Genomic DNA, 24325 nt, shown 5'->3' with positions numbered 1-24325 from the left:
TTGAAAATTCTAGAAAGAAATTGAAACGAACTGATAATTGAAATAAGGATAAGAATCTGTGCATATCTGCGTTTCGTAAGAATCCGCGTTATCCGCGTTCCAAAAAATTGTATAACCATGAACATACAACAAAAAACTTTTCTCGTAACAGGTGGAGCTTCGGGCCTTGGGCTGGCAACGGCCAAAATGATTGTCGAAAACGGTGGAAATGCCGTTTTACTAGATGTCAACGAAGAAGCAGGACAGAAGGCACAAGAACAACTAGGTGTCAATGCTCGCTTTGTGAAAACCGATGTTAGTAACGAGGAACAGGTACAAGCGGCCATTGCATTGGCTATCACGACTTTCGGAAGTATTAATGGAGTAGCCAACTGCGCGGGGATTGGCCCAGCTCAGCGGGTCGTAGGAAAAAACGGGCCACATACACTTGATCTATTTTCAAAAGTTATTCAAATCAACCTAGTTGGCACCTTCAATGTCATCCGATTGGCGGCGGCGGCGATGCAACAAAACGAACCTGGCGAAAGCGGCGAGCGGGGAGTCATCATCAATACGGCTTCTGTCGCTGCTTTTGACGGGCAAATCGGGCAAGCAGCGTATTCGGCTTCTAAGGGTGGCATTGTCGGAATGACCTTGCCCATTGCTCGTGAGTTGGCCAAGATGGGTATTCGCGTGATGACCATTGCGCCTGGCATCTTTGAAACGCCACTGTTGATGGGAATGCCCGACGACGTAAAGGCCTCCTTGGGGCAACAAGTACCATTCCCGTCGAGGTTGGGACAGCCGCATGAGTATGCTGCTTTGGCAAAACACATTATTGAAAATCAAATGCTTAACGGAGAGGTAATTCGCCTCGACGGTGCCATTCGTATGGCTGCAAAATAACAAGCCCCCTAACCCCCAATGGGGGCTATTTTTAACAAAAAACTCCCCCATTGGGGGCGGGGGGCTATACAACTATGAACCCTCCTTTCAGAGCCGATCACGTCGGTAGTTTGTTGCGTACGCCAGCAGTTAAAGAAAACCGCTTAAAGTGGAAAAAAGGCGAAATCTCGGCCGAGGAACTCCGTGCTATTGAAGATGCAGGAATTGCTGAAACGGTAAAAAAATTGGAAGCTACGGGGATGAAAGCCATCACTGACGGCGAGTTTCGTCGGGATTATTTTCACCTCGATTTTTTGAAAGAACTGGACGGTGTTACCGTAACGGGTGGAATTGAAGCCAATCCTAACGCTAAAGTAGCCGAAGATGGTTTTACCCCACCAAAATTGAGTGTGACGGGCAAATTAAAGCATGTGAGAGACATTCAAGTAGCGGATTTTAACTACCTCAAATCGGTCGTAAGCCAGACGCCCAAAGTTTCAATCCCTTCACCAACGATGGTGCATTTTAGGGGAGGTCGCAAGTCCATCGACATCAATTCGTACCCAGATATGGACGAATTTTTTCACGATTTGGCGGCGGCCTATCGCCAAGAAATTGATCATTTGTATAAAGCAGGTTTGCGGTATTTGCAGTTGGATGATACCAACTTGGCTTACCTCTGCGACCCTAAAATGCGGGCAGCGGCCGTTGAGCGTGGTGAAGACCCCAATGAATTGCCCCGTACTTATGCGGCTTTGATTAATTCGGTCATTGATGGACGTCCCAAAGACCTGACGGTGGGTATTCACCTTTGTCGAGGCAATTATCGCAGTACATGGTTTGCCGAAGGGGGCTATGAGCCTGTAGCCGATATTTTATTTAATAGTATCAACGTGGACGCCTATTTCTTGGAGTACGACGACGAACGTTCGGGCGATTTTGCCCCGTTGCGTTTTGTTCCCAAAGATAAAATGGTGGTGCTCGGCATTATTTCTTCCAAAGTAAAAGCCTTGGAAAGCATTGATGACCTAGCCAAACGCATCGACGAAGCGGCGCAGTACATGCCGTTGGAGCAGATGTGCGTGAGTCCACAGTGTGGTTTTTCATCGACCCACCACGGCAACGACATGACCCACGACGACCAATGGCGTAAAATGGAGTTGGTCGTAAATACGGCTATTAAAGTGTGGGGAACGGCCTAAAGGCGTCAGAGACGCGAATCCAGTGTGTCCCCCAATTTGAATTGGGGGACAGCGCTGAGTTTTAGATGATATAAACCTAAATTAAAAAAATCCCCATTGGGGGCTAGGGCGGTTTGCCGCTGCGAGGTTGATATGATAGATATTCAGAAAGTAATCGCTATTGATGTACACACACACGCCGAAGTGTCGTGTTGTCAGCCGCATGATGACTATCGACCCGAGTTGGACGAGGCATTTGCGAAGTATTTTAAGTCAGACAAACGTCCGACGATTCAAGAAACGGCCGATTTTTATCGGGAGAATAACCTGGCGTTTGTGATGTTTACGGTTGACTCAGAGCATAATGTGGGCAAACGGCGAATTCCAAATGTTGAGGTGGCTGAAGCCGCACTCAAAAACGATGACGTGATGATTGCCTTTGCGAGCATTGACCCGCACAAAGGCCGTATGGGCGCCCGCGAAGCCCGCGATTTAATTGAAAATTATGGCGTCAAAGGCTTTAAATTTCACCCTACGGTACAGGGTTTTTACCCGCAAGATAAAATGGCGTACCATTTGTACGAAGTGATTGCCGAATATAAACTTCCCATGCTTTTTCACAGCGGCCATTCTGGTTTTGGAAGTGGCGTAAGAGGCGGTGGTGGCTTGCGACTGGAGTATTCCAACCCCATGCACCTCGACGACGTGGCCATTGATTTTCCTGATTGCCCCATCATCATTGCGCACCCAAGTTGGCCTTGGCAAGATGAAGCCTTGTCGGTGGCCATGCACAAGCCCAATGTCTATATTGATTTGAGTGGCTGGTCGCCCAAATATTTCCCCAAACAACTCATTCAGTACGCCAATACCTTGTTGAAAGACCGAATGTTGTTTGGAACAGATTTTCCGTTGATTACGCCCGAACGTTGGATGAAAGACTTTGTGGATGCGGGTTTTAAAGAAGAAGTAAAGCCGTTGATTCTCAAAGAAAATGCAATAAAAATGCTGGGGTTATTATCAAATAGGCTGGACACAGAGTAGCACAAAGTTTGCGTCTCAAAAACTATTTACCAAAATGAAAAAACTATTACTTCCCTTCATATTTCTTTTATCAGGAGTTTTGGGGGCTCAAAATATCTCCAAAATCGACTCAGGTGCCATCGACGGTGCGCGTTACCGTATTCTTTTTCCTGAAAATTGGAAAGGAAAACTCGTCATGTACGCCCATGGCTACGAATTTATGGGCACAAAACCTCGCCAAAGTCAAGACCCTGCTTGGCCCAAGCGAATGACTCCTTTTTTAGAACGTGGCTATGCGGTAGCGGCTTCTGATTATAAAATTCAGGGGTTGGCTTTGGCGCAAGGGGTGGACGATACCGAAGCTTTGCGTCAGTATTTTGTCAAAAACTACGGTCAGCCTGACTCGACCTTTATGGCGGGGCATTCGATGGGGGGAGGAATTACGTTAGCGACCCTCGAAAATTTTGGCCAAAACTACCAAGGGGGGCTTCCCATGTGCCCGTTGGCGGGAAGAATTTACCTCCAAACCCGCAAAGAATTTGACATGTTTGCTACGTTCAATGGCCTTTTTCCTGGCATTGCGACCTCATTGAACGAAATTTTTGATGTCTCAAAACCGAAGGAGCCGATGCCTATGTTTGCGGCATTTCGGAAAGCAGCCATAATGAAAAAAGCCATTTTCGCTAAGGATTCATTGCTTGCTGTGGAATTTGCCAAACACTTTGACATGAAGCCCGACGACCTTGCCTTTGCTTTGGCGTTTGGTGAAGGAGTTTTGCGTGACGTTGCTCAAAAAGCAGGCGGAAACCCGTACGACAATACGAATACCGTTTATGGCCGTTTTCCTAATGCGTTAGAAGTTAATCAAAAAGCCGAACGATTAGCCGCTACCGTTAGTCAGAATACGTTATTTGAAAAATACGACCGAACGGGCAACATCAACAAACCTGCGTTGGCGTTGCATACCATGTACGATCAATTAATCCCTGCTGATTTGGCGATTGTGAGCTATGAAAATATGCTTCAAAAGCAAGGGAAACAGGCTTATTTTACCGTAAAATATACCAATGGACAAGGTCACTGCAATTTTACTGACAAACAAACAGGACTGGCGTTTGACGAGTTACGGGCTTGGGTGAAATCAGGTCAAAAAGCAAAAGCTGGCTTTGTAGAATAGGTTACTCAGCCGCTTGCCTCAATAAAAGAATATATGAACCCAAATCAGGAACTTTCATTGCGCCCTATGTCCTCTTTTCAGTGGCTCATGGTGGCGATTTGTTTTATTTTAAATTTCAATGATGGCATCGACGTACTGATTGTCTCCTTTTCCAGTACTGAAATTATCAAGGAATGGGGACTTTCCAAGGTCGAAATGGGGTATATCTTTAGCGCGGGTTTGGCAGGGATGACGTTGGGTTGTTTTTTGATTGCTCCTTTGGCCGATAAACACGGGCGCCGTCTGATTTTTCTCCTTTCGGTAGGGATGATTACGATTGGTATGTTTGGGGTGGGGCTGGGTCATCAATATGGCCTTATGCTCTTGTTTCGATTCATAACGGGGCTGGGCATTGGAGGGATTTTACCCACCATGGCGGCTACGGCTGCTGAGTTTTCCAACCAAAAATACCGTGATTTTAACGTAGGATTGGTGCAAGCAGGATGGCCCATTGGGGCAATTCTGACGGGGCTTTTTTGTGCAAAATACATTCCAGTTTACGGCTGGCATACAGCTTTTTTGGTGGCAGGTATTATTTCATTGCTGATGTGGGTATTGGTGTATTTTTACATGACCGACTCCATTGACTACATGCTCCAAAATCCATCTAAGGACACGTTACCTTCCGTTAATCAACTGCTGAAACGAATGCGGCTTCCGAACTTAGAAGCGCTGCCTGTTGTCGTCAAAAATCAAGAAAACGTGGGAGTAAAAGCGTTGTTTTTGCCTCATTATAAGGATAGTACCATAAAAGTGTGGGTGGCGGCATTCTTTGGTTTTCTAACACTTTATACCCTGATGAGTTGGGTGCCAACCATCGCCAAAGATTCGGGTTTACCGTTTGAATTGGCGACTTGGGTGGGAATTATGCTCAACATTGGGGCTGCTTTTGGGTCGGCCTCCGTGGGTGGAATTGGTAGCCGTTTGGGACTTCGTCAAACCATTCTGATGTTTATGTTAATTGCTTTTGCGGTAATGCAAGTCTATGCGTTTTCAACCCTTACAACGGGGTTGGTTTTTGGTTTGGTACTCCTGATTGGCTTTTTTGTGCAAGGAGGTTTTAATGGTATTTGGCCAACGCTATCCCGCCTCTACGACACCCACCTCCGCGCCACAGGTGTCGGATATACCGTTGGAATAGGTCGAGTAGGGGCAATTTTAGGGCCACTTCTTTTTGGCTATTTTTCCGACGCTGGCATGAGCATTAATGCTTTGTTTGTAGCGTTCTCTGTTCCATTATTGGTCATGGGAGCTTGTATTTGGGCCATAAAGTCAGATAAATTAAAGTAATGAAAGCAGCATTTTTAGAAGAACCGAGAAAGATTGTACATCGGGCTATTGATACTCCTGAGCCCAAAGCGGGAGAGGTTCGGATAAAACTCACCAATGTAGGCATTTGCGGATCGGATGTTCACTTGTTTTTAGGGCACCGAAAGCTAACAAAACCCACCGTCATCGGTCACGAAGGGTTGGGCGTGATTGATAAGTTGGGGGAAGGCGTCGTTGGCCGAAAAATAGGAGAGCGCGTAGTGGTAGAGCCCAATATTCCCTGTCATCGGTGTGGTTTCTGTCAAAGTGGGCGAGGGTATATTTGTTCCAATAAACGCGTAGTGGGTTTGCTTGAAAACGGTTGTTTTGCCGAATATGTGTGCATTCCTTCAGACTTTGCGTGGGCTGTTCCCGACGATATTTCTGACCTTGACGCCGTTTGTATCGAACCCATGGCTGTGGGTGTTCATGCCCTTTTTACCGCTTCAGCCAAACCTGGCGATGCCATTGCAATCATCGGGCTTGGGGCGATTGGCTTACTGCTTAGTCATTTAGCAATTCGATTGGGTTATCGGGTTTTTGTTACTGAAATTAACCCGCAAAAATTACAAAAAGCTACGCAAGAAGGGGCAATTTCTGCCAATGGTGATGCCGAAATGTTGTTTTCTACATGGACTGACAATGAGGTAGTTGCGGTGTTTGAATGTGCGGGTTCGGCTGCTACAGCAACGTTGGCAGCGTCGGCGGCACCGCGTGGTTCGGAAATGATATTGGTGGGGCTGTCAGAACGCCCTGCGGAGTTTACGCCCTTACGGATAGCGCGCGAAGGAATTACGTTTGTACCCTCGATTATCTACCATCATCCTACTGATTTTAAACGAACAATCAGATTGATACAACGAAAAGTGGTTACTCCCAGCAACATTATATCAAGTTTTGTTCCGTTGGATGGACTCCAAACAGCTTTGGAAAAAGCTGCGAGCGGGGACGAAAGCAAGATTGTCGTGACCGTGTGACAGGGCTGAGGGGTGCTCACAACCCGATTCTTTGTGCAAAGGTTTTTCAAAACCCGATTCTTTGTGCAAAGGGTTTCTCAAAACCCGACTTTTTAGTAGAATAGACTCGTCGAGTCAATTGCCCCATCTGCCGATTCATCCCCCCAAATCATGGATTTACCAATTATAGAATTGTGCTTTTTGGAGAATATAAATTATCATTGTATCGAAATGATACATTCAAATTGACCTAACAACAATGAATAAAATTACCCTTTCAGGTTGCTTATTTTTAGGCATCATTACCACCACTTTTGCCCAACAAAAATGGTCGGAAACTTCTCAAGTTGGCTTTACCCTTGTTCAAAATCAGGGAGGTAAATCACTGGGCTATGCTCCTGTATCGGGAGTGAAACTTTTGACGGTTGATGGTTTGGCTTTCAAAGACTTAAACAAAAACGGAAAACTCGATAAGTACGAAGATTGGCGTTTGTCGGACGATGCCCGCGCCAAGGATTTAGCCTCAAAATTGACCGTGGAGCAAATTGCAGGACTGATGCTGTATTCTTCGCATCAGTCGATACCTGCCCGTGCTGGCGGGTATTTTTCGGGGACTTACAACGGAAAGCCATTTAAAGCGGGCGAAACTGACCCAACTGACCTGACTGACCAGCAAAAGAAATTTTTGGCCGACGATAACCTCCGACACGTATTGATTACGACCGTCCAAAGTCCTGAAATTGCAGCAAAATGGAACAACAAAATGCAGGCGTTTTGCGAAGGTGTTGGACTGGGGATTCCTGCCAATAACAGCTCTGACCCAAGGCACAATACCCGTTCGCGCGCTGAGTACGATGCGGCATCGGGAGGAGAAATTTCGATGTGGCCTAGTTCGTTAGGAATGGCGGCTACGTTTGATCCGATGTTGGTTGAAAAATTTGGTAAAATTGCGGCGGCCGAATACCGTGCTTTGGGCATTACCACTGCCCTTTCACCGCAAGTCGATATTGCTACCGAGCCTCGCTGGTCGCGTTTCAACGGTACTTTTGGAGAAAGTCCTTTACTTTCTGCTGCTTTGGGACAAGCGTACTGCGAAGGTTTTCAGTCGGCTGATTGGGGCTTGATGAGCGTTAATGCCATGGTAAAACACTGGCCAGGAGGAGGTTCGGGTGAAGCAGGCCGCGATGCACACTACGCCAATGGAAAATTTGCGGTGTATCCTGGTAATAACTTCGACGCTCATTTGATACCGTTTACGGAGGGAGCGTTTAAGTTGAAGGGAAAAACCAAAATGGCGTCGGCGGTGATGCCTTACTACACCATTTCGTGGAACCAAGACAAGAAAAATCACGAAAACGTGGCCAATAATTACAATAAATACCTCATTACCGACTTGCTTCGTACCAAATACGGCTATGATGGCGTGGTGTGTACCGACTGGAATGTAACCAAACTGCACACGTCGATGGACTCGTTTATGGACGGGAAATCGTGGGGTGTTGAAAACCTAACGTTGGCCGAACTCCACTATAAAGCCTTGATGGCAGGCGTTGATCAGTACGGCGGGGTCAACGACATGAAACCCATTTTGGAGGCGTACCAATTGGGTATAAAAGAACACGGTGAGGCCAAAATCAGGGCACGGATGGAGCAATCGGCGGTGCGTTTGTTGAGAAATATTTTCCAAGTAGGTGTGTTTGAAAATCCTTACCTCAATCCCGAACAAACAAAAGCCATAGTTGGAAAGCCTGAGTTTATGAAAGCTGGCTACGAAGCACAGTTAAAGTCGATTGTTTTGTTGAAAAACCACGGACAGGCGTTGCCGATTACCACCAAAAAAACAGTGTATGTACCCAAACGATTTGTGGCCGCGAGCCGCAATTTCTTAGGAATGGAAACGCCTGCTTCTGAAGATTATCCTGTGAACATGGAGATTGTTAAAAAGTACTTTAATGTCACTGATAATGCCGACGAGGCCGACTTTGCCCTTGTTTTTATCGAAAACCCAAAAGCAAACATTGGTTATGACAAGGAAGATGTAACCAAAGGAGGCAATGGCTATGTCCCAATCAGTTTGCAGTACAATGACTATACGGCTACCGACGCTCGCGAAGTGAGTATTGCGGGAGGCGATGCACTGGAAAATTTCACCAATCGGTCGTACAAGGGAAAAACAGCAAAAACGCCCAACAACACTGATATGAAATTGGTACAAGATACCAAGACAAAGATGAAAGGGAAACCTGTGATTGTATCGGTCAATACCACCAATCCGATGGTGTTTTCGGAAATCGAGCCTTCAGCAAGTGCCATTTTGTTGAGTTTTGGCGTACAAGACCAGGCCATCATCGAAACCATTGCGGGTAAATCAGAGCCATCGGCTTTGTTGCCAATGCAAATGCCGCTGGACATGACGACCGTCGAAAAACAGGCAGAGGACGTGCCTTACGATTTGGTGTGCCATAAAGATACTGACGGAAATGTCTATAATTTTGGTTTCGGCCTCAACTGGAAAGGGGTGATTAAAGATGCCCGCGTGACGAAGTTTAGAAAATAGCCCTTTGTGCGAAGGGTTGTCTAAAAAGTAACAGGCCACAAAATATTCTTTGGTTTCAACCTCATCCCAACCCTTCCGCTCAGGCGGCCCTGTCCTTCCATGAGAAGGGCTTTAAAAGTCCCCCTCTCCAGAAAGGAGAGGGGGATTTAGGGGGTGAGGTTGAACAGAGGCCGAAGATAATTTGGTGATACCAGACTTTTTGGACAGCCCCGTAATTAGATTCACTGGCAAATTTTTCCTTTTCACGTTTATTTGTTTCCGTGGCTAGAATAAGAAATAGTACATTTGAGTTTATAGCTAAAGGCTTTATATTTTATAATGACGAAGAAAAGATTTGTGTGGGGAATCGCCCTGTTTGTGGCATCGTTTGTCAATTTTCCCGTCGTATTCATTAACCTTCCTCGTTTGAACCGTCCTATCGTTCAACTGGATATTTTTTTGCAAGTAGCATTCAGTGTTGCCTTTGCCATGGGTTTTATTCAATGGATTTACGAAGCGACAAAGAAAAACGAAGCCGTAACTAGGCAGTGGGTAGGAGCGGGGGTTATACTATTGGTATATAGTGTTGGGTTGACATTGGCCAACTATTTTATCATTGGTTTGCCCCTCAAAACGGGAGGGACGGTGGTTGTTCGCGGCGTATTGATGGCGATTATTGCTTACTTTTTTAGCCGTTTTATGACCGAAGCGGAAAAGAAAAACGAGGTTTTGCTGGAAAACGAACAGCTTAAACACGAAAATATATTGGTACAACTTAACTCCCTTAAAAATCAACTCAACCCGCATTTTTTGTTTAATTCTCTCAATACCCTTAGTTGGCTTATCAACGAAGACAAAACCAAAAGTCAGCGTTATTTACAGAAACTTTCGCAAGTACTTCGCTATTCGTTGACGATGCAAGAACAGTCGCTGGTGACGCTCAAAGAAGAAATAGATTTGGTGGATAGCTATATTTTTCTCTTACAAATGCGGTTTGGTGATAACCTCAAAATTTATAAAAACGTGGATGAGCAGGCGCCCGTAAAAATCCCACCTCTTTCGATTCAACTGCTGATTGAAAATGCCATTAAACACAACGTCATTTCGTCGGCGTTTCCCTTGAGTATTTTTGTTGATTATCAGTCAGATAGTAGAAGTTTGTTAGTGCGCAATTCGTTGAATCTAAGGCCAAATTCGGCGGGGACAGGGATTGGCTTGGCCAATTTGAACCAACGGTTTAAACTACTTTCCAATCAAGAAATCGAAATCCAACAAGGCGAAACGTTTTGTGTAGTTTTACCACTGATACCATGAATATAGTGATTGTTGAAGATGAACCAGCGGCGGTTAGTCAGTTGAAGTTCTTAATGCAAGAGATAGGCGTTTTACATGCTATTGTAGCCGTAATTGAAAGCGTGGCCGACGGAATAAAATGGTTTACTTCCAACCCAAATCCCGACTTAATTTTCTCGGACATTCAATTGGCCGACGGCATTTCGTTTGAAATCTACGAGCAAGTTCAGATCAAAACGCCCATCATTTTTACGACGGCCTTTGATGAATACGCCATTCGGGCGTTTAAGCACAACAGTGTAGATTATTTGTTGAAACCTATCGACGAAGACTCGTTGCGTTTTTCGATTGAGAAGTTTCAAAACCAACAGTTGATGCAAAAAGAACGCCTGAACGAACTGATTCAGAAGCAGGTGTTTATGCCCAAAGCTTACCGTAAAAGCTTTTTGGTGAAATTTAGAGATAAGCTCTTGCCCATTAAGACCGAAGAATTTGCTTACTTTTTTATTGATAATGGGCTGGTGTACGGTCAGTTGTACGACGGACGCAAACTGGTGGTTGATTTTAAGTTGGAGGACTTGGAAGGGCAGCTTGACCCCGAAGAATTTACCCGCGCCAATCGTCAATACATTCTCTCACGGGAAAGCATAGTTGAAATAGAATCGCACTTTAATAGCCGAGTCAACGTAAAAGTGCAGCCCGAAGCGAGTTTCCCGATTATCATCAGCAAAGAAAAAGTGACGCCCTTCAAGCGATGGTTTGAACAAAATTAAAGAACGACGATTCACCTGCCGTTTTTTCCGTTTCACTTCAAAACTACCCTTTTTACTCAACACCTACGAGAAACGTTGCGTCTAAGCAATTGAAACCAAATTCAATAAGTTAGTATGAAAATGAATCATTTTCTCGCAAGTGTATTTGTAAGTACGATTGTACTTCTGATTGCCTGTAACAAGTCAACCGATGACCCGACACCTACGACTTCAACGGCGACGGTTACGACCCTTACCTGTGCTTCGGTGACTTTTTCAGGAACGCCACAAGCCAATGCTGCTTTTACGGGAACGGCCACCGTGCCCTATACGGGAGGCAACGGGGTGGCATATTCGGCAGGTTCGGGAATTGCCTCTACGGGTGTAACAGGCTTGACCGCCACGTTAGCAGCAGGAACGTTGGCGTCGGGAGCAGGTTATGTGACCTATGCCATTTCAGGGACTCCCTCAGCCAGCGGGACGGCGTCATTTTCCATATCATTAGGTGGCCAATCGTGTACGTTGTCGCTGACTGTATCGGCCGCAAGTTCGTCGTCGGGCACAGGTACGGTTTGGTCAATGGATACCGATATAGCTGCGATTGTGGCAGCTGCCGAGGCTTTTAAAGCTACTTTGACCTCTTCGCAGTTGGCCTCAGCACAATATACCTATACCGTCGCGCAGGCTAAACTTTGGAGTAATTTGCCCCAATCTTTGTACAGGGGACGCGTTGGGTTGGCGTCAAGTACGTTTTCAACTGCGCAATGGACTGCTTTTTATAACTTGTTAAAAGTAGCGACGGGAACAGGTGCCAACGAAGGAAGTGAAGAATATGCAGGGATTATTGATGCTGACGATTACCTAAGAGCCAACGGAGGCGATAGTGGCTATGGGTCAGGCAATTACTACATTGGGCTTTTAGGTACGCCAAGTACAACAGGTTTGTGGTGTTTGCAAATTGGAGGCCACCACGGCACTATTATTTATACCTACAGTGGAGGCAAAATGACAGGTGGAACTCCTTCGTTTCGTTCGACAGAGCCGTATCCAACGTGGACATCGACCAATACGAGCAAAACTATACAACCTTTGGTGCAAGAAACCGCCGCTTTTGCTAATTTCATGAAAAGCTTGAGTACCACGGAACTAGCTACGGCAAAGCGTTCGGCGGCGCAAAATGATTTGATTGTTGGCCCTCAAAAAGATGGTAGTTTCCCAACTACTAAAACGGGGGTAAAGGCTGGAAACTTGACCACTGCACAGAAAGACTTATTGTTGGCTGCGATTAAAACGTATGTCGATGATTTGGATGATAAAGCGGCGGCGGCAGTATTGGCCAAATACAAATCCGAGTTAGACGAAACCTACGTTTCTTACTACGGAGGTACAACCATGGCCGCCCAAGGCGATTATTTGTTGATTGATGGCCCAAGCGTGTGGATTGAATGGTCGATGCAAAGTGGAATCATCATTAGAAATGGCGTTCACCCTCATTCTGTTTGGAGAGATAGAAAATCAGATTATGGCGGAAACTAAAGCCCTGCCCCCTGGCTCCCAATGGGGGGATTTTTTTACTAAGTCGCGAACTTGTATTTTCCCCCCGTTAGGGGCCAGGGGGCTTTTGGTGTTAGCATTATTGTTCCTCCAATGGGGGCCAGGGGGCTATCTCTTTGCCCACCCCATGCCCAGTTCTATGGTCGTATTAAACATTCACGAAAAGCACATTTCAGGTGAGGTCTTAATGCCTTTAAGCGAACTTCAATCGGCGATTGGAATGCGTGTCAACGACCATTCAGAACGCCTCGTAGAGCGTTTGGGAGACTCGCTTCGGAGGTATTTAGTGAAACATATACGTCCCAAGAGTTTTGAGGGAATGCCTTGGACGGTTAGGATTGGCTCGATGCAGCTATTGGAAAGTACCGACCCCATCGTAGGCACTTACAAAGAATTGGTCGTTCAGTTTGACATGGTGCCTCCATTGGGCTACGACCTGCGCAATTTTTTCTTTGATTATGACGTCATTCTGCACCAAGTGGCGAGCCACAAAGCCCTGATTCACGTCAAGCAAGATTGGGCGCAGGGGTTGGTACGGGAAGATACCCTGACCCAACAGATTGGGGTCATTGAGTGGGACGTAGTCAATAATAAATTGAATCCCTTTTTGGTGAGTTTAGCGGAAGGAAGCCGCTGGAAAGGATTTACCAACATGGTGCATTTGGGCATCGACCACATCGCCGAAGGCACCGACCACTTTTTGTTTGTTTTAACGCTCCTTTTTCCTGCGATGCTGATTGCTTCGGAGGGGCGTTGGCGTAAACGCATGGAGTTGAAAACCAGCTTATTGAACCTTCTAAAAATTATCACGGCGTTTACCGTTGGCCATTCGCTGACTTTACTCATTGGGTCGCTTCAATGGCTGCATTTTCCTGCTAAACCTGTTGAAGTACTTATCGCTATCACGATTTTGGTGTCGGCATTTCATGCGTTGAAACCGATTTATCCTAAACGTGAAGTCATCATTGCGGGTTTGTTTGGCTTGGTTCATGGGTTAGCGTTTGCCGAAACACTCACTAATCTTGATTTATCGACTACTCAAATGGTACTGAGCATTTTAGGGTTCAATATAGGCATTGAATTGATGCAACTAGCCCTAATTGTGGTGGCATTTCCCCTGTTGTTTTTATTGGCCCAAACCTCCTTTTACGGCCCTATACGTACTGTGGGGGCAGTTATGATGATGATTTTGGCATTTGCCTGGATGGTGGAACGAATACAGGAAAGTCCCAATTTTGTGACTGAATGCTTGGCTCGTTTGTAGTATTGGGTTATACTTAGCATTGTTTTTAGAAAATATTTTCTAAAAACAATGCTAAGTATAAAAAGTAACATCTTCAGTAGCTAACTTTGCCGAATTAATTTACAAACACTATTATTTCATACACATGAAACAAACCATTTCCACACTACTTGTTCTTCATTTAAGTATTTACGTCGCATTTGCTCACCTTGGAAGCGTGGTCGGAAGGGTCATCGATAAATCGACCAAACAACCTATTGTAGGAGCTACCATCGTGGTGGCAGATTCTAAAAAAGGAGCAACTACGGACGCGACAGGTTTTTTTCAAATCAATAACTTAGAACCCAATACGTATCGAATTGAAGTTTCTTTCGTGGGGTATTCGGCTCAAAGTCAGTTAGTAACAGTAAAAGAAGACGTGAGTATAAACTTGGAATTTGGATTGTCCGAATCGCAAGTGCAATTGAGTGAAGTGAAAGTGTCGGCCTCGAATCCGCAGCACCAACAAGTGATTTCTAGCCTTGACATTCAAACCCGACCCATCAATAATTCCCAAGAAGTACTTCGGATTGTGCCTGGGCTGGTCATTGGTCAACACGCGGGCGGAGGCAAAGCCGAACAAATTTTCTTGCGTGGCTTTGACATCGACCACGGAACTGATATTCGCCTGACGGTGGACGGTGTACCTATCAATATGGTGTCGCACGCGCACGGCCAAGGGTATGCCGATGCGCACTTTATCATTCCAGAATTGATTGAAGGGGTGGATTTCAAAAAGGGACTATACGATACCGACAAAGGAAATTTTGCCACGGCGGGCTGGGCCAATTTTCGTACCAAAACGACTTTAGAACGCAGTTTTGCCAAAGCTGAAATAGGTCAGTTTAACACCTATCGGGTGGTGTCGGGGGTTAATGTGCTGAAAACAAACCAGCACAATGTCTATCTTGCGGGTGAATACAACTACTCGGATGCGTATTTTGAAGCACCTCAGAATTTCAACCGAATCAATTTGTTGGGAAAATACCACGGGCATTTAACCCAAAATACCAACCTGACGCTGACGGCTTCGACTTTTTGGAGCAAGTGGAATGCTTCGGGGCAAATCCCTGACCGCTCAGTGGCCGATGGCTCCATTGGTTTTTATGGGGCAATCGACCCTAATGAAGGTGGAGAAACAAGCCGCACGAATGTGAATGCCGAATTGGTGACATTAACCAAGCGCAACCACGTTTGGAAGAACCAATTTTTTTACTCGAACTACAATTTTGAACTTTATTCCAACTTCACATTCTTCTTGGTTGACCCCGTAAATGGTGATCAAATTCGTCAAAAAGAAGGCAGAAATTTGTGGGGTTACAACTCCAATTATTCCATAGGTCACGCCATTGGCGACAAACAAGCCACCTTTAATGCGGGACTTAATTACCGCCACGACCTTACCAACGGTTCGGAATTGTCGCGGACAAAAGACCGCATGCAACTATTGGAAGCCATCAAATTAGGCGATGTTAACGAAGCCAATGTAGGCGTGTATGTGGACGAAACCATCCAGTTAAGCCCACGTTTGTCGGCAACGGCAGGGGTTCGTTTTGATTATTTTAATAACCAATACCTCGACAAACTTCAAAATAATACCAAATTTAAAGCCAACGCCGCCATCGTTTCGCCCAAATTGAACGTATATTATACCTACAACCCCAACGTGCAATTGTACGTAAACCTCGGCAAAGGATTTCACTCTAACGATACCCGCGCAGTGGTTGAGCAAAACGGCTTAGAGATTTTGCCAGCCGCCTATGGTTCTGATTTAGGAGCGATTTGGAAGCCTTTCCCAAGAATGCTTTTGAACGCCTCGTATTGGTACTTGTGGCTCAATCAAGAGTTTGTTTACGTAGGTGATGCGGGTGTAGTGGAGCCTTCGGGCAAGTCGGTGCGCAAAGGCGTGGACGTGTCGATGCGCTATCAGTTATCGAAAAAATTGTTCTTTGATTTGGATGCCAACTGGGCCAAACCACGCGCCGTAGGCGAAGCCGAGGGACAGAATTATCTACCTTTGGCCGTTAATTTTACCAGCGTAGGTGGATTAACTTTAAAAACAGAACAAGGTTTTAGTGGTAGTTTACGTTATCGTTATATAGGCAACCGACCTGCAAATGAGGACAATAGCATTGTGGCCAAGGGCTACTTTGTGACGGATGCCTTGGTGAATTATTCCAAAAATCGTTTTTCAGTAGGTTTATCGGTGCAAAATATGTTCAATACCCAATGGAAAGAAACCCAATTTGCGACCGAAAGCCGCCTTCAGAACGAAACGGAGCCTGTGGAAGAAATCCATTTTACCCCAGGAACGCCCTTTAATGCCAAGTTGAGCATTAGTTGGCAATTTTGATTTTCTTTTGTTCTAACCCATGTTTTACTCTACTCTAATGAAACCGTCTCGTTTTCAGGTGGTTGCTTTTGCTTTAAGCTTAGCACTGCTGCTCGGCCTGTACGGATTTGCCTCTTACCAGCAATCCGAAAAACTGTATAAACATGCAGTAACGGTGACGTTCAAGTCAGGAACGTCTGACACGCAAATCGGCGTGGTTGATAAATCTTTTAAAGGATTAGCTAAATTAAAAATGGTTCGGTCGTACGAATGGGGTGTCGTGGACGACACCAAAGACCCCGCCCACGTAAAGCATGTCTATGTTTTTACGTTTGGAGATAAGAAGGACTTGCCTCTTTACGGTGCTTCTCCCGAACACCAAGCGCACATGAAAGTAGGCGCTGAGTACATTGAAGCAGTTAGTGCGGTGCAGTATTTTCAGCAATAAAAAGTTTAGTAACACAAAGAGCGGCTACTTCAGTTATATGAATAGCCGCTCTTTGTGTTTTTAGGAACATAATGGACTAGGTTGGTGTTTTGCTCCCATGGATATACTTTACCGCTACCTCCGACCTTATTGGAAACTTATTTTTGTGGCCTTGACATTGGCTGCTATCAACCAAATCTTCTCCCTGCTCGATCCCTACATTTATCGCTTGGTCATCGATCGTTATGCGTCGCACATCAAGGATTTCAACGAAAGCGATTATATATGGGGCGTTTTAAAATATGTTGGAATGGCAGTTGGGGCCGCAATGGTTTCACGGATTGCCAAAAACTTTCAAGATTATTTTATTAGTGTGATTACCCAGCGTGTTGGTACGCAGATTTATACAGACGGGATTAAACACTCGTTGGCCTTGCCTTATCAAGTGTTTGAAGACCAAAGAAGTGGGCAAACGTTGGGGGTGTTGCAAAAAGTAAAAACCGATACCGAACGCATGATTACGTCGGTCGTGAACGTTGTTTTTCAATCGGTGATTGGTATTACGTTTGTGATTTTTTACGCCCTGAGTGTATATTGGCCCATTGCCCCCGTTTATTTTTTGACAATCCCTATCATTGCGTGGTTGAGCTCAGTGCTAAGTAAACGCATCAAGAAAATTCAAACCAAAATTGTGGCCGAAACGACGGTATTGGCGGGAAGTACCACAGAATCGTTACGAAATATTGAGTTGGTAAAAAGCTTGGGACTTACCGACCAAGAAGTAAAGCGTTTGAATGGAAATACTGAAAAAATTCTGGCATTAGAACTTCGTAAAGTAAAATTTGTACGGACGCTCGGGTTTGTTCAAGGTACAACCATCAATTTTCTGCGCAGCTGTATTGTTGCGCTGATGCTTTGGCTTATCTTTAAAGAAGTACTGACGATTGGGCAATATTTTTCACTGTTATTGTATTCATTTTTTATATTCGGGCCACTTCAAGAGTTGGGAAATGTGATACAACTGTACCGAGAAGCCGAGGTGTCGTTAAATAATTTTCGCGAAATTTTGAGTCGTCCTATTGAGGCAAAACCTGCCAAACCTGCAACGCTGACAAAAATTGGAAAAATTGATTTTCGGGGCGTTTCATTTAAACATTTGACCGCTTCGAGAACAGCCCTACAAGATGTTAGTTTTGAGGTTAAAAAAGGAGAAACAATTGCTTTTGCGGGGCCTTCGGGAAGTGGTAAAACTACGCTCATAAAACTCTTAGTAGGCTTGTATGATCCCGAGCAAGGACACATTAAATACAACGGAATAGATAGCCGAGAAATTGACAAAGATGAGCTTCGAGAACAAATAGGATTTGTGGCACAAGATGCCCAGCTGTTTTCAGGTACAATCCGCGAAAATCTTCAGTTTGTAAAACCATCTGCTACCGATGCCGATTGTTTAGATGTGTTGAAAAAAGCAGCGGCCTATTCGCTTTTAAACCGTGCTGATAATGGCTTAGATACCGTGATTGGAGAAGGAGGAATGAAAGTGTCGGGCGGAGAAAAGCAACGTTTATCCATTGCGCGGGCGTTGTTAAGAAACCCTAATTTGTTGATTTTTGATGAAGCTACGTCAGCTTTAGATTCTTTGACGGAAGAAGAAATCACGCAAACAATTCGTGATTTGTCGAATAATGAACAGCATATTACCGTTCTTATTGCCCACCGTTTGAGCACAATTATGCACGCTGACCGAATTTTTGTGCTTGAAAAAGGGAAGATGGTAGAAGCAGGAAATCACGACGATTTGTTGGCGCAAAAAGGACTTTATTACGCCATGTGGCGCCAGCAAGTTGGAGAAAGTGAAACCATTGGCTGATGATTTGGGCATTAGTTTACTTGAAAATGAAAACAAACAAAAATCAGATTAGTGTATATTAATGAAATAGCCAATGAGACATTTGTTGATTGATACAGACACAGGCTCGGACGATGCCGTTGCGTTGCTGATGGCGATGAAATCGCCTGATGTAAAGGTAGAAGTAATAACGATTGTGGCGGGAAATGTGCCAGCCGATAAAGCCCTACAAAATGCGCTTTATATGGTTGATTTATGTCAGTATGAAACGAAGGTATATTTGGGGGCAGAAAAGCCATTGATTCGCCCTTTATTTACCGCTCAGTTTGTTCACGGAGACGATGGAATGGGCGACATTGGGTTGGATTTAAAAGGCCGTAAGCCGTTGGAAGGACACGCCGTAGATGCCATTATTGATACAGTAAATAAGTTTCCTAATGAGATAGAAATCATTACGTTAGGGCCGTTGACAAACATGGCACTGGCCCTGGCGAAAGCACCAGAAATTGCCTCTAAAATAAAATCGTGTGTGATTATGGGGGGAGTTGGTTTTGGATATGGGAATATCACGCCTGTATCGGAATACAACATTTGGGTCGATCCAGAAGCTGCTCAAATGGTGTTTCAATCGGGAATGAATATGACAATGGTAGGGTGGGATATTTCAATAAAATATGCAGCGTTTGACCAAAAAGCAACGCAAGAATTACGGAATATTCAAAAGCCTTTGGCCGATTTTGTAGTGGATATTCAAGGCGCAAAAGCGCGCTTTACATCGGAGATAACAGGGGAAATTGGCTTTGATTTACCAGACCCAATAACCGTGGCTGTTGCGCTAGATAGAACCGTCGCAACTGACATAAAAAAACTGTACGTGGAAGTAGTTTTGGGCGAAGGGCTCACCCGTGGACAAACCATTGTAGATCATACAAATATTCTCAAGCTTAAACCCAATATGGAAGTTGTTTTAGAAGCATCAAGAGAGAAATTTTTAGCCCAATTATATGGCTCATTTGATTAACACTACCTTCTTAGAAAAACTCCAAAATGGAAAGTCATTTTTTTGACTTTCCATTTTAATTTAAAGAAAAATTGCTTTGAAATGTTATTTTTTTACCTTTGTGGTTAAAGTAATCTTAACATATATTAAAAAATAACAATGAAAAAGAAAGAAATTAAATTCTTCACACAAGAGGATAATTTTGTCGAAAAGACAAGAGTAGTTAAAGAGGAAGTTTTTGTTCCAGAAGCACATATTACTTCAAATGGTAAATTGAGCTTGCCTTTGCCTACCCTCGAATTTTTGGGCGTTGAATCTACTTTGACTGCTCGTTTTAAAGTAGGTGTAGATCAAAACAAAAAAGGATTTGTTGGTCTTTACCTTATCCCTTCAGACGAAAGTGATCCAACTGCCTTCGAACTTGTAAAAATCGGCCGTGGTTTTTCATTGTTGTTGAAAGGTATTTTTATCAAATTGGGATTGGCTTACAGAACAACTGAATTCCATTTTACAATTAAAAAAATAGATTTGGATGGAATCGGAACTGGCTTTTTTGCAAAGCTTGTTGACGAGAAACCTCGCACCAAAAAAGGGAATGACGAAGACGAAGATTAATCTCGTCGAGTTATTTCTTTGTACAAAAAGCGAAAGCCACCGTTTAGGTGGCTTTCGCTTTTTATTTACTTGTATCCAGCAGTAATTTGACCCGATACATCATTCCTATACAAAGTAGCGTAATACTTGAGGTGACGATTCCGAGTGTATCGTAGTGTTCAAGCGGGCTAAAATTTGTCGGCTGAACTACAATTAAACCCGCAATAAACGAGGCTATTCCACCTGCTATTTGCTGCAAAGATGAATTTACACTCATAAATGCACCTCGGTCTTGTGGGCTGGGAATCGCGGATGTCATGGTGGTAGCGGGTACCATTCTACTCATAATCCCAGCCATCATTGAAACGTTGAAAATAATAATAGTCCAGAGCGGCATAACGGGTAAGCACGTATAAATAAGCACCATAATTACCATCCAAACGGAGGCAATTGTGAATAAATTAAACTTGTTTATTCGGTCGCTCAAACGCCCGATCATGGGCATCGTAATCAATGTACTAATGCCTGCTACCATAAAAATAATGGGCAATTGCTGTTGGCTTACTTTTAAATTATTGACAGCATAAACACTACCAAAAGGCATCATCATATAACCACCAATCGCCAATAATGATGTGGCCAAAAATCCAATTCGATAGCTACGTTTGGTAATGGTATGCCACAAGTGAGACAGGGCATTTCGCTCCGATTGAATGGCCAGGTGAGCGGTGATAGGCTGAAGTATTTTCAGAATGACAATGGCCAATATAATACTCAGACCGACAATCATAATAAATGGCGCTTGCCAGCCCCAGCCATTGGCCAAATATAAACTGATGGGGATTCCCAAAACCTGACTTGTCCCGAATCCCATTTGGACAAAACCCATGACGCGCCCGCGTTGTTGGAGCGAGAATAAATCGGTAATAATAGCCATACTAATGGAACCAATAACGCCACCAAATAAACCCGTAATGATTCGGGCAGCGACGATGGTTTCGTAAGTGGGCGCCAATCCACAAAAAAGTGTGCCGATAATAAAACCCGTGTAGAAAAATAAAAGGAGTTTTTTACGGTCAAATTTGTCCGCAAAACCTGCGGTCAATAAGCCAGAAATTCCCGCACTGAAGGCATAACTTGAGACGACAAACCCAAATTGTGTTGGAGATATTTTCATGGATTTCATCAATGAATCTCCCAAGGGAGACATGACCATAAAATCTAAAACTACCGTAAATTGAGTAAGTGCTAAGAGGGCAATAACAATTTTTTGGTAAGATGTAAAAGTTGTTGTTTGGGGTGCTTGCATGTGTGATGAATGAGAGGAAATTAGAAGGGATAAACAGGCTTACGTCATTTCTTTTCCTAAAAAGGACGCAAATTCCTTGGCGGCTTTGGTTAAAAGAGGGTCGGTTATTGTATCAGAAAAAAAATGGGTTTTAATGCTTACTTTTTCTTTTTGGAGGGTTCTGCTCCAAAGCCCTTTGACTTGTCCATCGACGACAATAATGGGCTTAAAAATTCCATTGGCGGTGATGGCCGCCGAAACGTTTGAAGAATCGAGGGAGGCTGCTCGGTTTTTGTAACTTACCATAAATTCGTCGAAAGCAGGAAGCAAAAAAGTCGAGGGTTGTAATGCTGTTTGGATGTCGGGTAAAAACCAATAGGTTTGATTTTCAATGGTTTCGGATAAGAACTCCTCCTTAACAGATTCCAGACCTGCCTTAGCATCGCTGATTTTTAAGCCCGACCACCATCCAAAATCGTGGAGAGTTGCGGGGCCGTGGCTACGAAAATAACGACGAGCCAAAAGTCCTAAAGATTCTTCTCGGGTATAACTCGGGGCAGGCGTTACCCGTTCTTCGAGCAAGGCATAGGTGTTATTTTTCCCGTTTTGTTTACCACTGCAAAGGACTCCATTAAGTTCGGCATGTATCAAAATAAGTGAACTGCGTCCCTCGGAAGTATTTATGCCTGCTAATTCTAAATGTGCCATTAATTCGGCCTTGGTAAGGTGCTTGTGCCCTTCAACGGCTTTGGCCAATAACGCGTCTGTGAGATTCAGTAAATCACTGCCCAACTCCATTTTTCGGTTATAATGCGCCGAAATTTGATGGATATGCGGCGCGGTCAGGGCGAGCATCCAGCGAATATCTTTGTGAGATACAAGGTGCCAAGTGGGGCGCAGAATATGGGTTCGTAAAATCAAGCCTTCATCAAGTGCTTGCTCTACCATTTTGTCAGTAGCGTTTTTGGTACGAATCCCCACTGCCCATTTAGACATGGGATAGTCTTGTGCTTGTACGGCACCCAAAAATTCTACAGCGTCTTGGGGTTGTTGGAAACCTCTGTCAATGATTTTTTGATTGATTAATCGTTGATGGGCAATATTTATCATGGCTGAGTTGTTAGGTGTTAACCTTATTTTTTTGCAAGAAAGAGAACTTAAATCAACCGCTTGATGAGTTTTATTTCATCGCTGATGAATTGATTATGAAGGCGTTGGTGGTCTTGGTAATTGAAGACTTGTCCATCTGCGCGGACGGTATCGATGAGCGAAAAGTCGAGGGATTCTACTAACCAGCCTGCTTGTTGTGGAGGCTTTTGGGCAACGATACCTTCCTCGGGCAGGTTTTTATCGGGAGGGCAGTACATGGCCGTGTAGCCATAATTAATGTCCACCGCTGGCGACCATTCAGCAAGCCCGACAGTTTGAGAAACAACTACGTAAGATTGGTTTTCCAAGGCCCTTGCACGCGCACCTACGTGAACGCGGGTGGCTCCTCGGATAGTTTCGGTACAGCTCGGAGCGAGAATTAATGATGCTCCTGCTGAACAAAGACGGTGGGCGCCAATGCCAAATTCGACATCGTAGCAAATTTGAACGCCAAAGCTTCCCCAATCTCCTTCAAAAAGTGTAAGCACCTTTGGCGCCGATTGTATTCCCCATTCTTCATCTTCAAAACGCGTCATAAAAAACTTGTCTTGATAACCTACTAACCCTTTTGGCGAAAATACAAATGCCCGATTGTAAGGCTTACCATCTTCGACAACTGGGAGGCTTGGAGCAACAACACAAACTTGGTATTTACGGGCTAAGTCCTCAAAAACTTGGCAGAAACCCCCTTGTAAGGCACTTAATTCAATCACTTGTTGGCGAATGTCCTGACGGATTTCGGGCGAAAGGATGCTTACCAATTCCATCGAACCGTATTCAGGAAAAAGAAGTAATTGCGCTTTTTGTTGGGCTGCATGAGCTACCCATTTCTCGGTATGAAGCACCCATTCGTCCCAATTTTTATGTTCGGTGATGGGGTATTGGGCGGTGGCAAGGGTGAGGGGCATTGATGGAAAAGCAATTTTATAAGCGATGTATCCAATAAATCATTGGTTTTACGGTAGGCACAGTGTCTCCGAGGTCGAGCCATTCAAAGGAGCTTTGCAACGATGGTTCTTTTTCGTAGCCTCGTTTTTTCCAAAAAGCGTCGTTTGGACGGTAATCTTGGGGCTGAGCGGGGTGGTTATCGCGAACTACAGCGCAAAAACAAGTAGTTGTGAACGTACCAAAACTGCGCGCGTGGGCTTCGCGTTCATCAAAAAAACGGTGCCCTAAGCCCAACCCACGGTAAGCGGGTAAGAGAATACTTTCGCCAAAATAAAAAATGGAATGGATGTCAAACCCTGCTTCTTCAAATGGTAAACGTACTTCGGGAGTTTCGTCGGACAAAGGAATGCAGGTAGTAGCGCCTACCATTTCGGCGTCGTCATATACCGAAAATAAAAACGAACGTTCTGAATTTGCATACGTTTGAAGGTATTCTTTTTCGTGTTCGAGAGTGCCTTCGTAAAGGTAAGGAAAATCGCGAAAAACGGCGATGCGCAATTTCCCAAGCCCTTCAAATACCGAAGCGATTTCAGCTCCGCGTTTGGTGTCAAAAGAAAGTGTTGTTTTCATTTTTGTCTTTTGGTCAGACGATTTGATTTCGGTGTTTCGCTCAGACGATAGTCAGACCGAATGTGTGGTGGTTTTGGTCAGACGATAGTCAGACCGAATGTGTGGTAGTTTTGGTCAGACGATAGTCAGACCGAATGTAGTGGTGGTTACGGTCAGACGATAGTCAGACCGAATGTAGTGTTTACGGTCTGACTATCGTCTGACCT

At 44.6% G+C, this 24325-nt stretch carries 20 protein-coding genes; 16 read left to right on the top strand and 4 right to left on the bottom strand.

Going from position 1 to position 24325, the window contains the following annotated elements; translation table 11 throughout:
- The first annotated feature begins 117 nt into the window (after positions 1-117).
- From AC23P2_RS22020 to AC23P2_RS21945, 16 genes are all read left to right on the top strand, one after another.
- Entirely contained in the window at positions 118-885 is a 768-nt protein-coding gene (locus tag AC23P2_RS22020) for a 3-hydroxyacyl-CoA dehydrogenase (protein ID WP_487775202.1), read from the top strand.
- A 74-nt stretch (positions 886-959) separates the two neighbouring features.
- Positions 960-2066 carry a 5-methyltetrahydropteroyltriglutamate--homocysteine S-methyltransferase gene (locus AC23P2_RS22015; protein ID WP_487775201.1) on the top strand — a complete coding sequence of 369 codons (1107 nt, stop codon included), beginning with the start codon at positions 960-962 and terminating at the stop codon, positions 2064-2066.
- Positions 2067-2198: 132 nt separating this feature from the next.
- Positions 2199-3086 (top strand): amidohydrolase family protein, encoded by an 888-nt coding sequence (locus AC23P2_RS22010; RefSeq protein ID WP_487775200.1) that lies wholly within the window; start codon positions 2199-2201, stop codon positions 3084-3086.
- A 34-nt stretch (positions 3087-3120) separates the two neighbouring features.
- Positions 3121-4242: an alpha/beta hydrolase family protein gene (locus AC23P2_RS22005; protein ID WP_487775199.1), complete on the top strand. Its 1122-nt coding sequence runs from the start codon at positions 3121-3123 to the stop codon at positions 4240-4242.
- A gap of 33 nt (positions 4243-4275) precedes the next feature.
- Complete coding sequence (locus AC23P2_RS22000; protein ID WP_487775198.1) at positions 4276-5571, top strand: MFS transporter; 1296 nt, start codon at positions 4276-4278, stop codon at positions 5569-5571.
- Positions 5571-6566, top strand: coding sequence for a zinc-dependent alcohol dehydrogenase (locus tag AC23P2_RS21995; RefSeq protein WP_487775197.1), 996 nt, complete (start codon positions 5571-5573; stop codon positions 6564-6566). The genes AC23P2_RS22000 and AC23P2_RS21995 overlap by 1 nt, the downstream gene beginning before the upstream one ends.
- 238 nt (positions 6567-6804) lie before the next feature.
- Positions 6805-9102, top strand: a complete 2298-nt coding sequence (locus AC23P2_RS21990; RefSeq protein ID WP_487775196.1) for a glycoside hydrolase family 3 protein — start codon at positions 6805-6807, stop codon at positions 9100-9102.
- 318 nt (positions 9103-9420) lie between these two features.
- Entirely contained in the window at positions 9421-10395 is a 975-nt protein-coding gene (locus AC23P2_RS21985; RefSeq protein WP_487775195.1) for a sensor histidine kinase, read from the top strand.
- Positions 10392-11147: a LytR/AlgR family response regulator transcription factor gene (locus AC23P2_RS21980; RefSeq protein WP_487775194.1), complete on the top strand. Its 756-nt coding sequence runs from the start codon at positions 10392-10394 to the stop codon at positions 11145-11147. Before AC23P2_RS21985 ends, AC23P2_RS21980 begins: the two co-directional genes overlap by 4 nt.
- Before the next feature lie 120 nt (positions 11148-11267).
- Positions 11268-12662, top strand: coding sequence for a DUF3500 domain-containing protein (locus AC23P2_RS21975; RefSeq protein ID WP_487775193.1), 1395 nt, complete (start codon positions 11268-11270; stop codon positions 12660-12662).
- Between the two features lie 145 nt (positions 12663-12807).
- Positions 12808-13944, top strand: coding sequence for a HupE/UreJ family protein (locus tag AC23P2_RS21970; RefSeq protein ID WP_487775192.1), 1137 nt, complete (start codon positions 12808-12810; stop codon positions 13942-13944).
- A gap of 124 nt (positions 13945-14068) precedes the next feature.
- Positions 14069-16315: a TonB-dependent receptor gene (locus AC23P2_RS21965; protein ID WP_487775191.1), complete on the top strand. Its 2247-nt coding sequence runs from the start codon at positions 14069-14071 to the stop codon at positions 16313-16315.
- Between the two features lie 37 nt (positions 16316-16352).
- Positions 16353-16742, top strand: coding sequence for a Dabb family protein (locus AC23P2_RS21960; RefSeq protein ID WP_487775190.1), 390 nt, complete (start codon positions 16353-16355; stop codon positions 16740-16742).
- 97 nt (positions 16743-16839) lie between these two features.
- Positions 16840-18591, top strand: a complete 1752-nt coding sequence (locus tag AC23P2_RS21955; protein ID WP_487775189.1) for an ABC transporter ATP-binding protein — start codon at positions 16840-16842, stop codon at positions 18589-18591.
- 73 nt (positions 18592-18664) lie between these two features.
- The gene (locus tag AC23P2_RS21950) at positions 18665-19591 is read left to right on the top strand and encodes a nucleoside hydrolase (protein ID WP_472487379.1); all 927 of its coding nucleotides are present in this window, start codon (positions 18665-18667) and stop codon (positions 19589-19591) included.
- A gap of 138 nt (positions 19592-19729) precedes the next feature.
- On the top strand, positions 19730-20185 hold the full coding sequence (locus tag AC23P2_RS21945) for a hypothetical protein (RefSeq protein ID WP_472487380.1): 456 nt from the start codon (positions 19730-19732) through the stop codon (positions 20183-20185).
- A 61-nt stretch (positions 20186-20246) separates the two neighbouring features.
- On the opposite strand, the gene AC23P2_RS21940 is transcribed toward AC23P2_RS21945, so the two are convergent.
- From AC23P2_RS21940 to AC23P2_RS21925, 4 genes are read right to left on the bottom strand one after another with little or no spacing between them, the layout of a single operon-like run.
- Positions 20247-21473 carry an MFS transporter gene (locus AC23P2_RS21940; protein WP_487775188.1) on the bottom strand — a complete coding sequence of 409 codons (1227 nt, stop codon included), beginning with the start codon at positions 21471-21473 and terminating at the stop codon, positions 20247-20249.
- A gap of 39 nt (positions 21474-21512) precedes the next feature.
- Complete coding sequence (locus tag AC23P2_RS21935) at positions 21513-22562, bottom strand: winged helix DNA-binding domain-containing protein (RefSeq protein ID WP_487775187.1); 1050 nt, start codon at positions 22560-22562, stop codon at positions 21513-21515.
- Between the two features lie 47 nt (positions 22563-22609).
- Positions 22610-23509, bottom strand: coding sequence for a carbon-nitrogen hydrolase family protein (locus AC23P2_RS21930; RefSeq protein WP_487775186.1), 900 nt, complete (start codon positions 23507-23509; stop codon positions 22610-22612).
- A 16-nt stretch (positions 23510-23525) separates the two neighbouring features.
- The gene (locus tag AC23P2_RS21925) at positions 23526-24119 is read right to left on the bottom strand and encodes a GNAT family N-acetyltransferase (protein WP_487775185.1); all 594 of its coding nucleotides are present in this window, start codon (positions 24117-24119) and stop codon (positions 23526-23528) included.
- Positions 24120-24325 lie beyond the last annotated feature (206 nt).

This window comes from Runella sp. R0.1_18 (genome assembly GCF_057652155.1).
The sequence above is the reverse complement of the archived record's forward strand: the minus strand, read 5'-3'. Positions and strand labels throughout refer to the sequence as shown.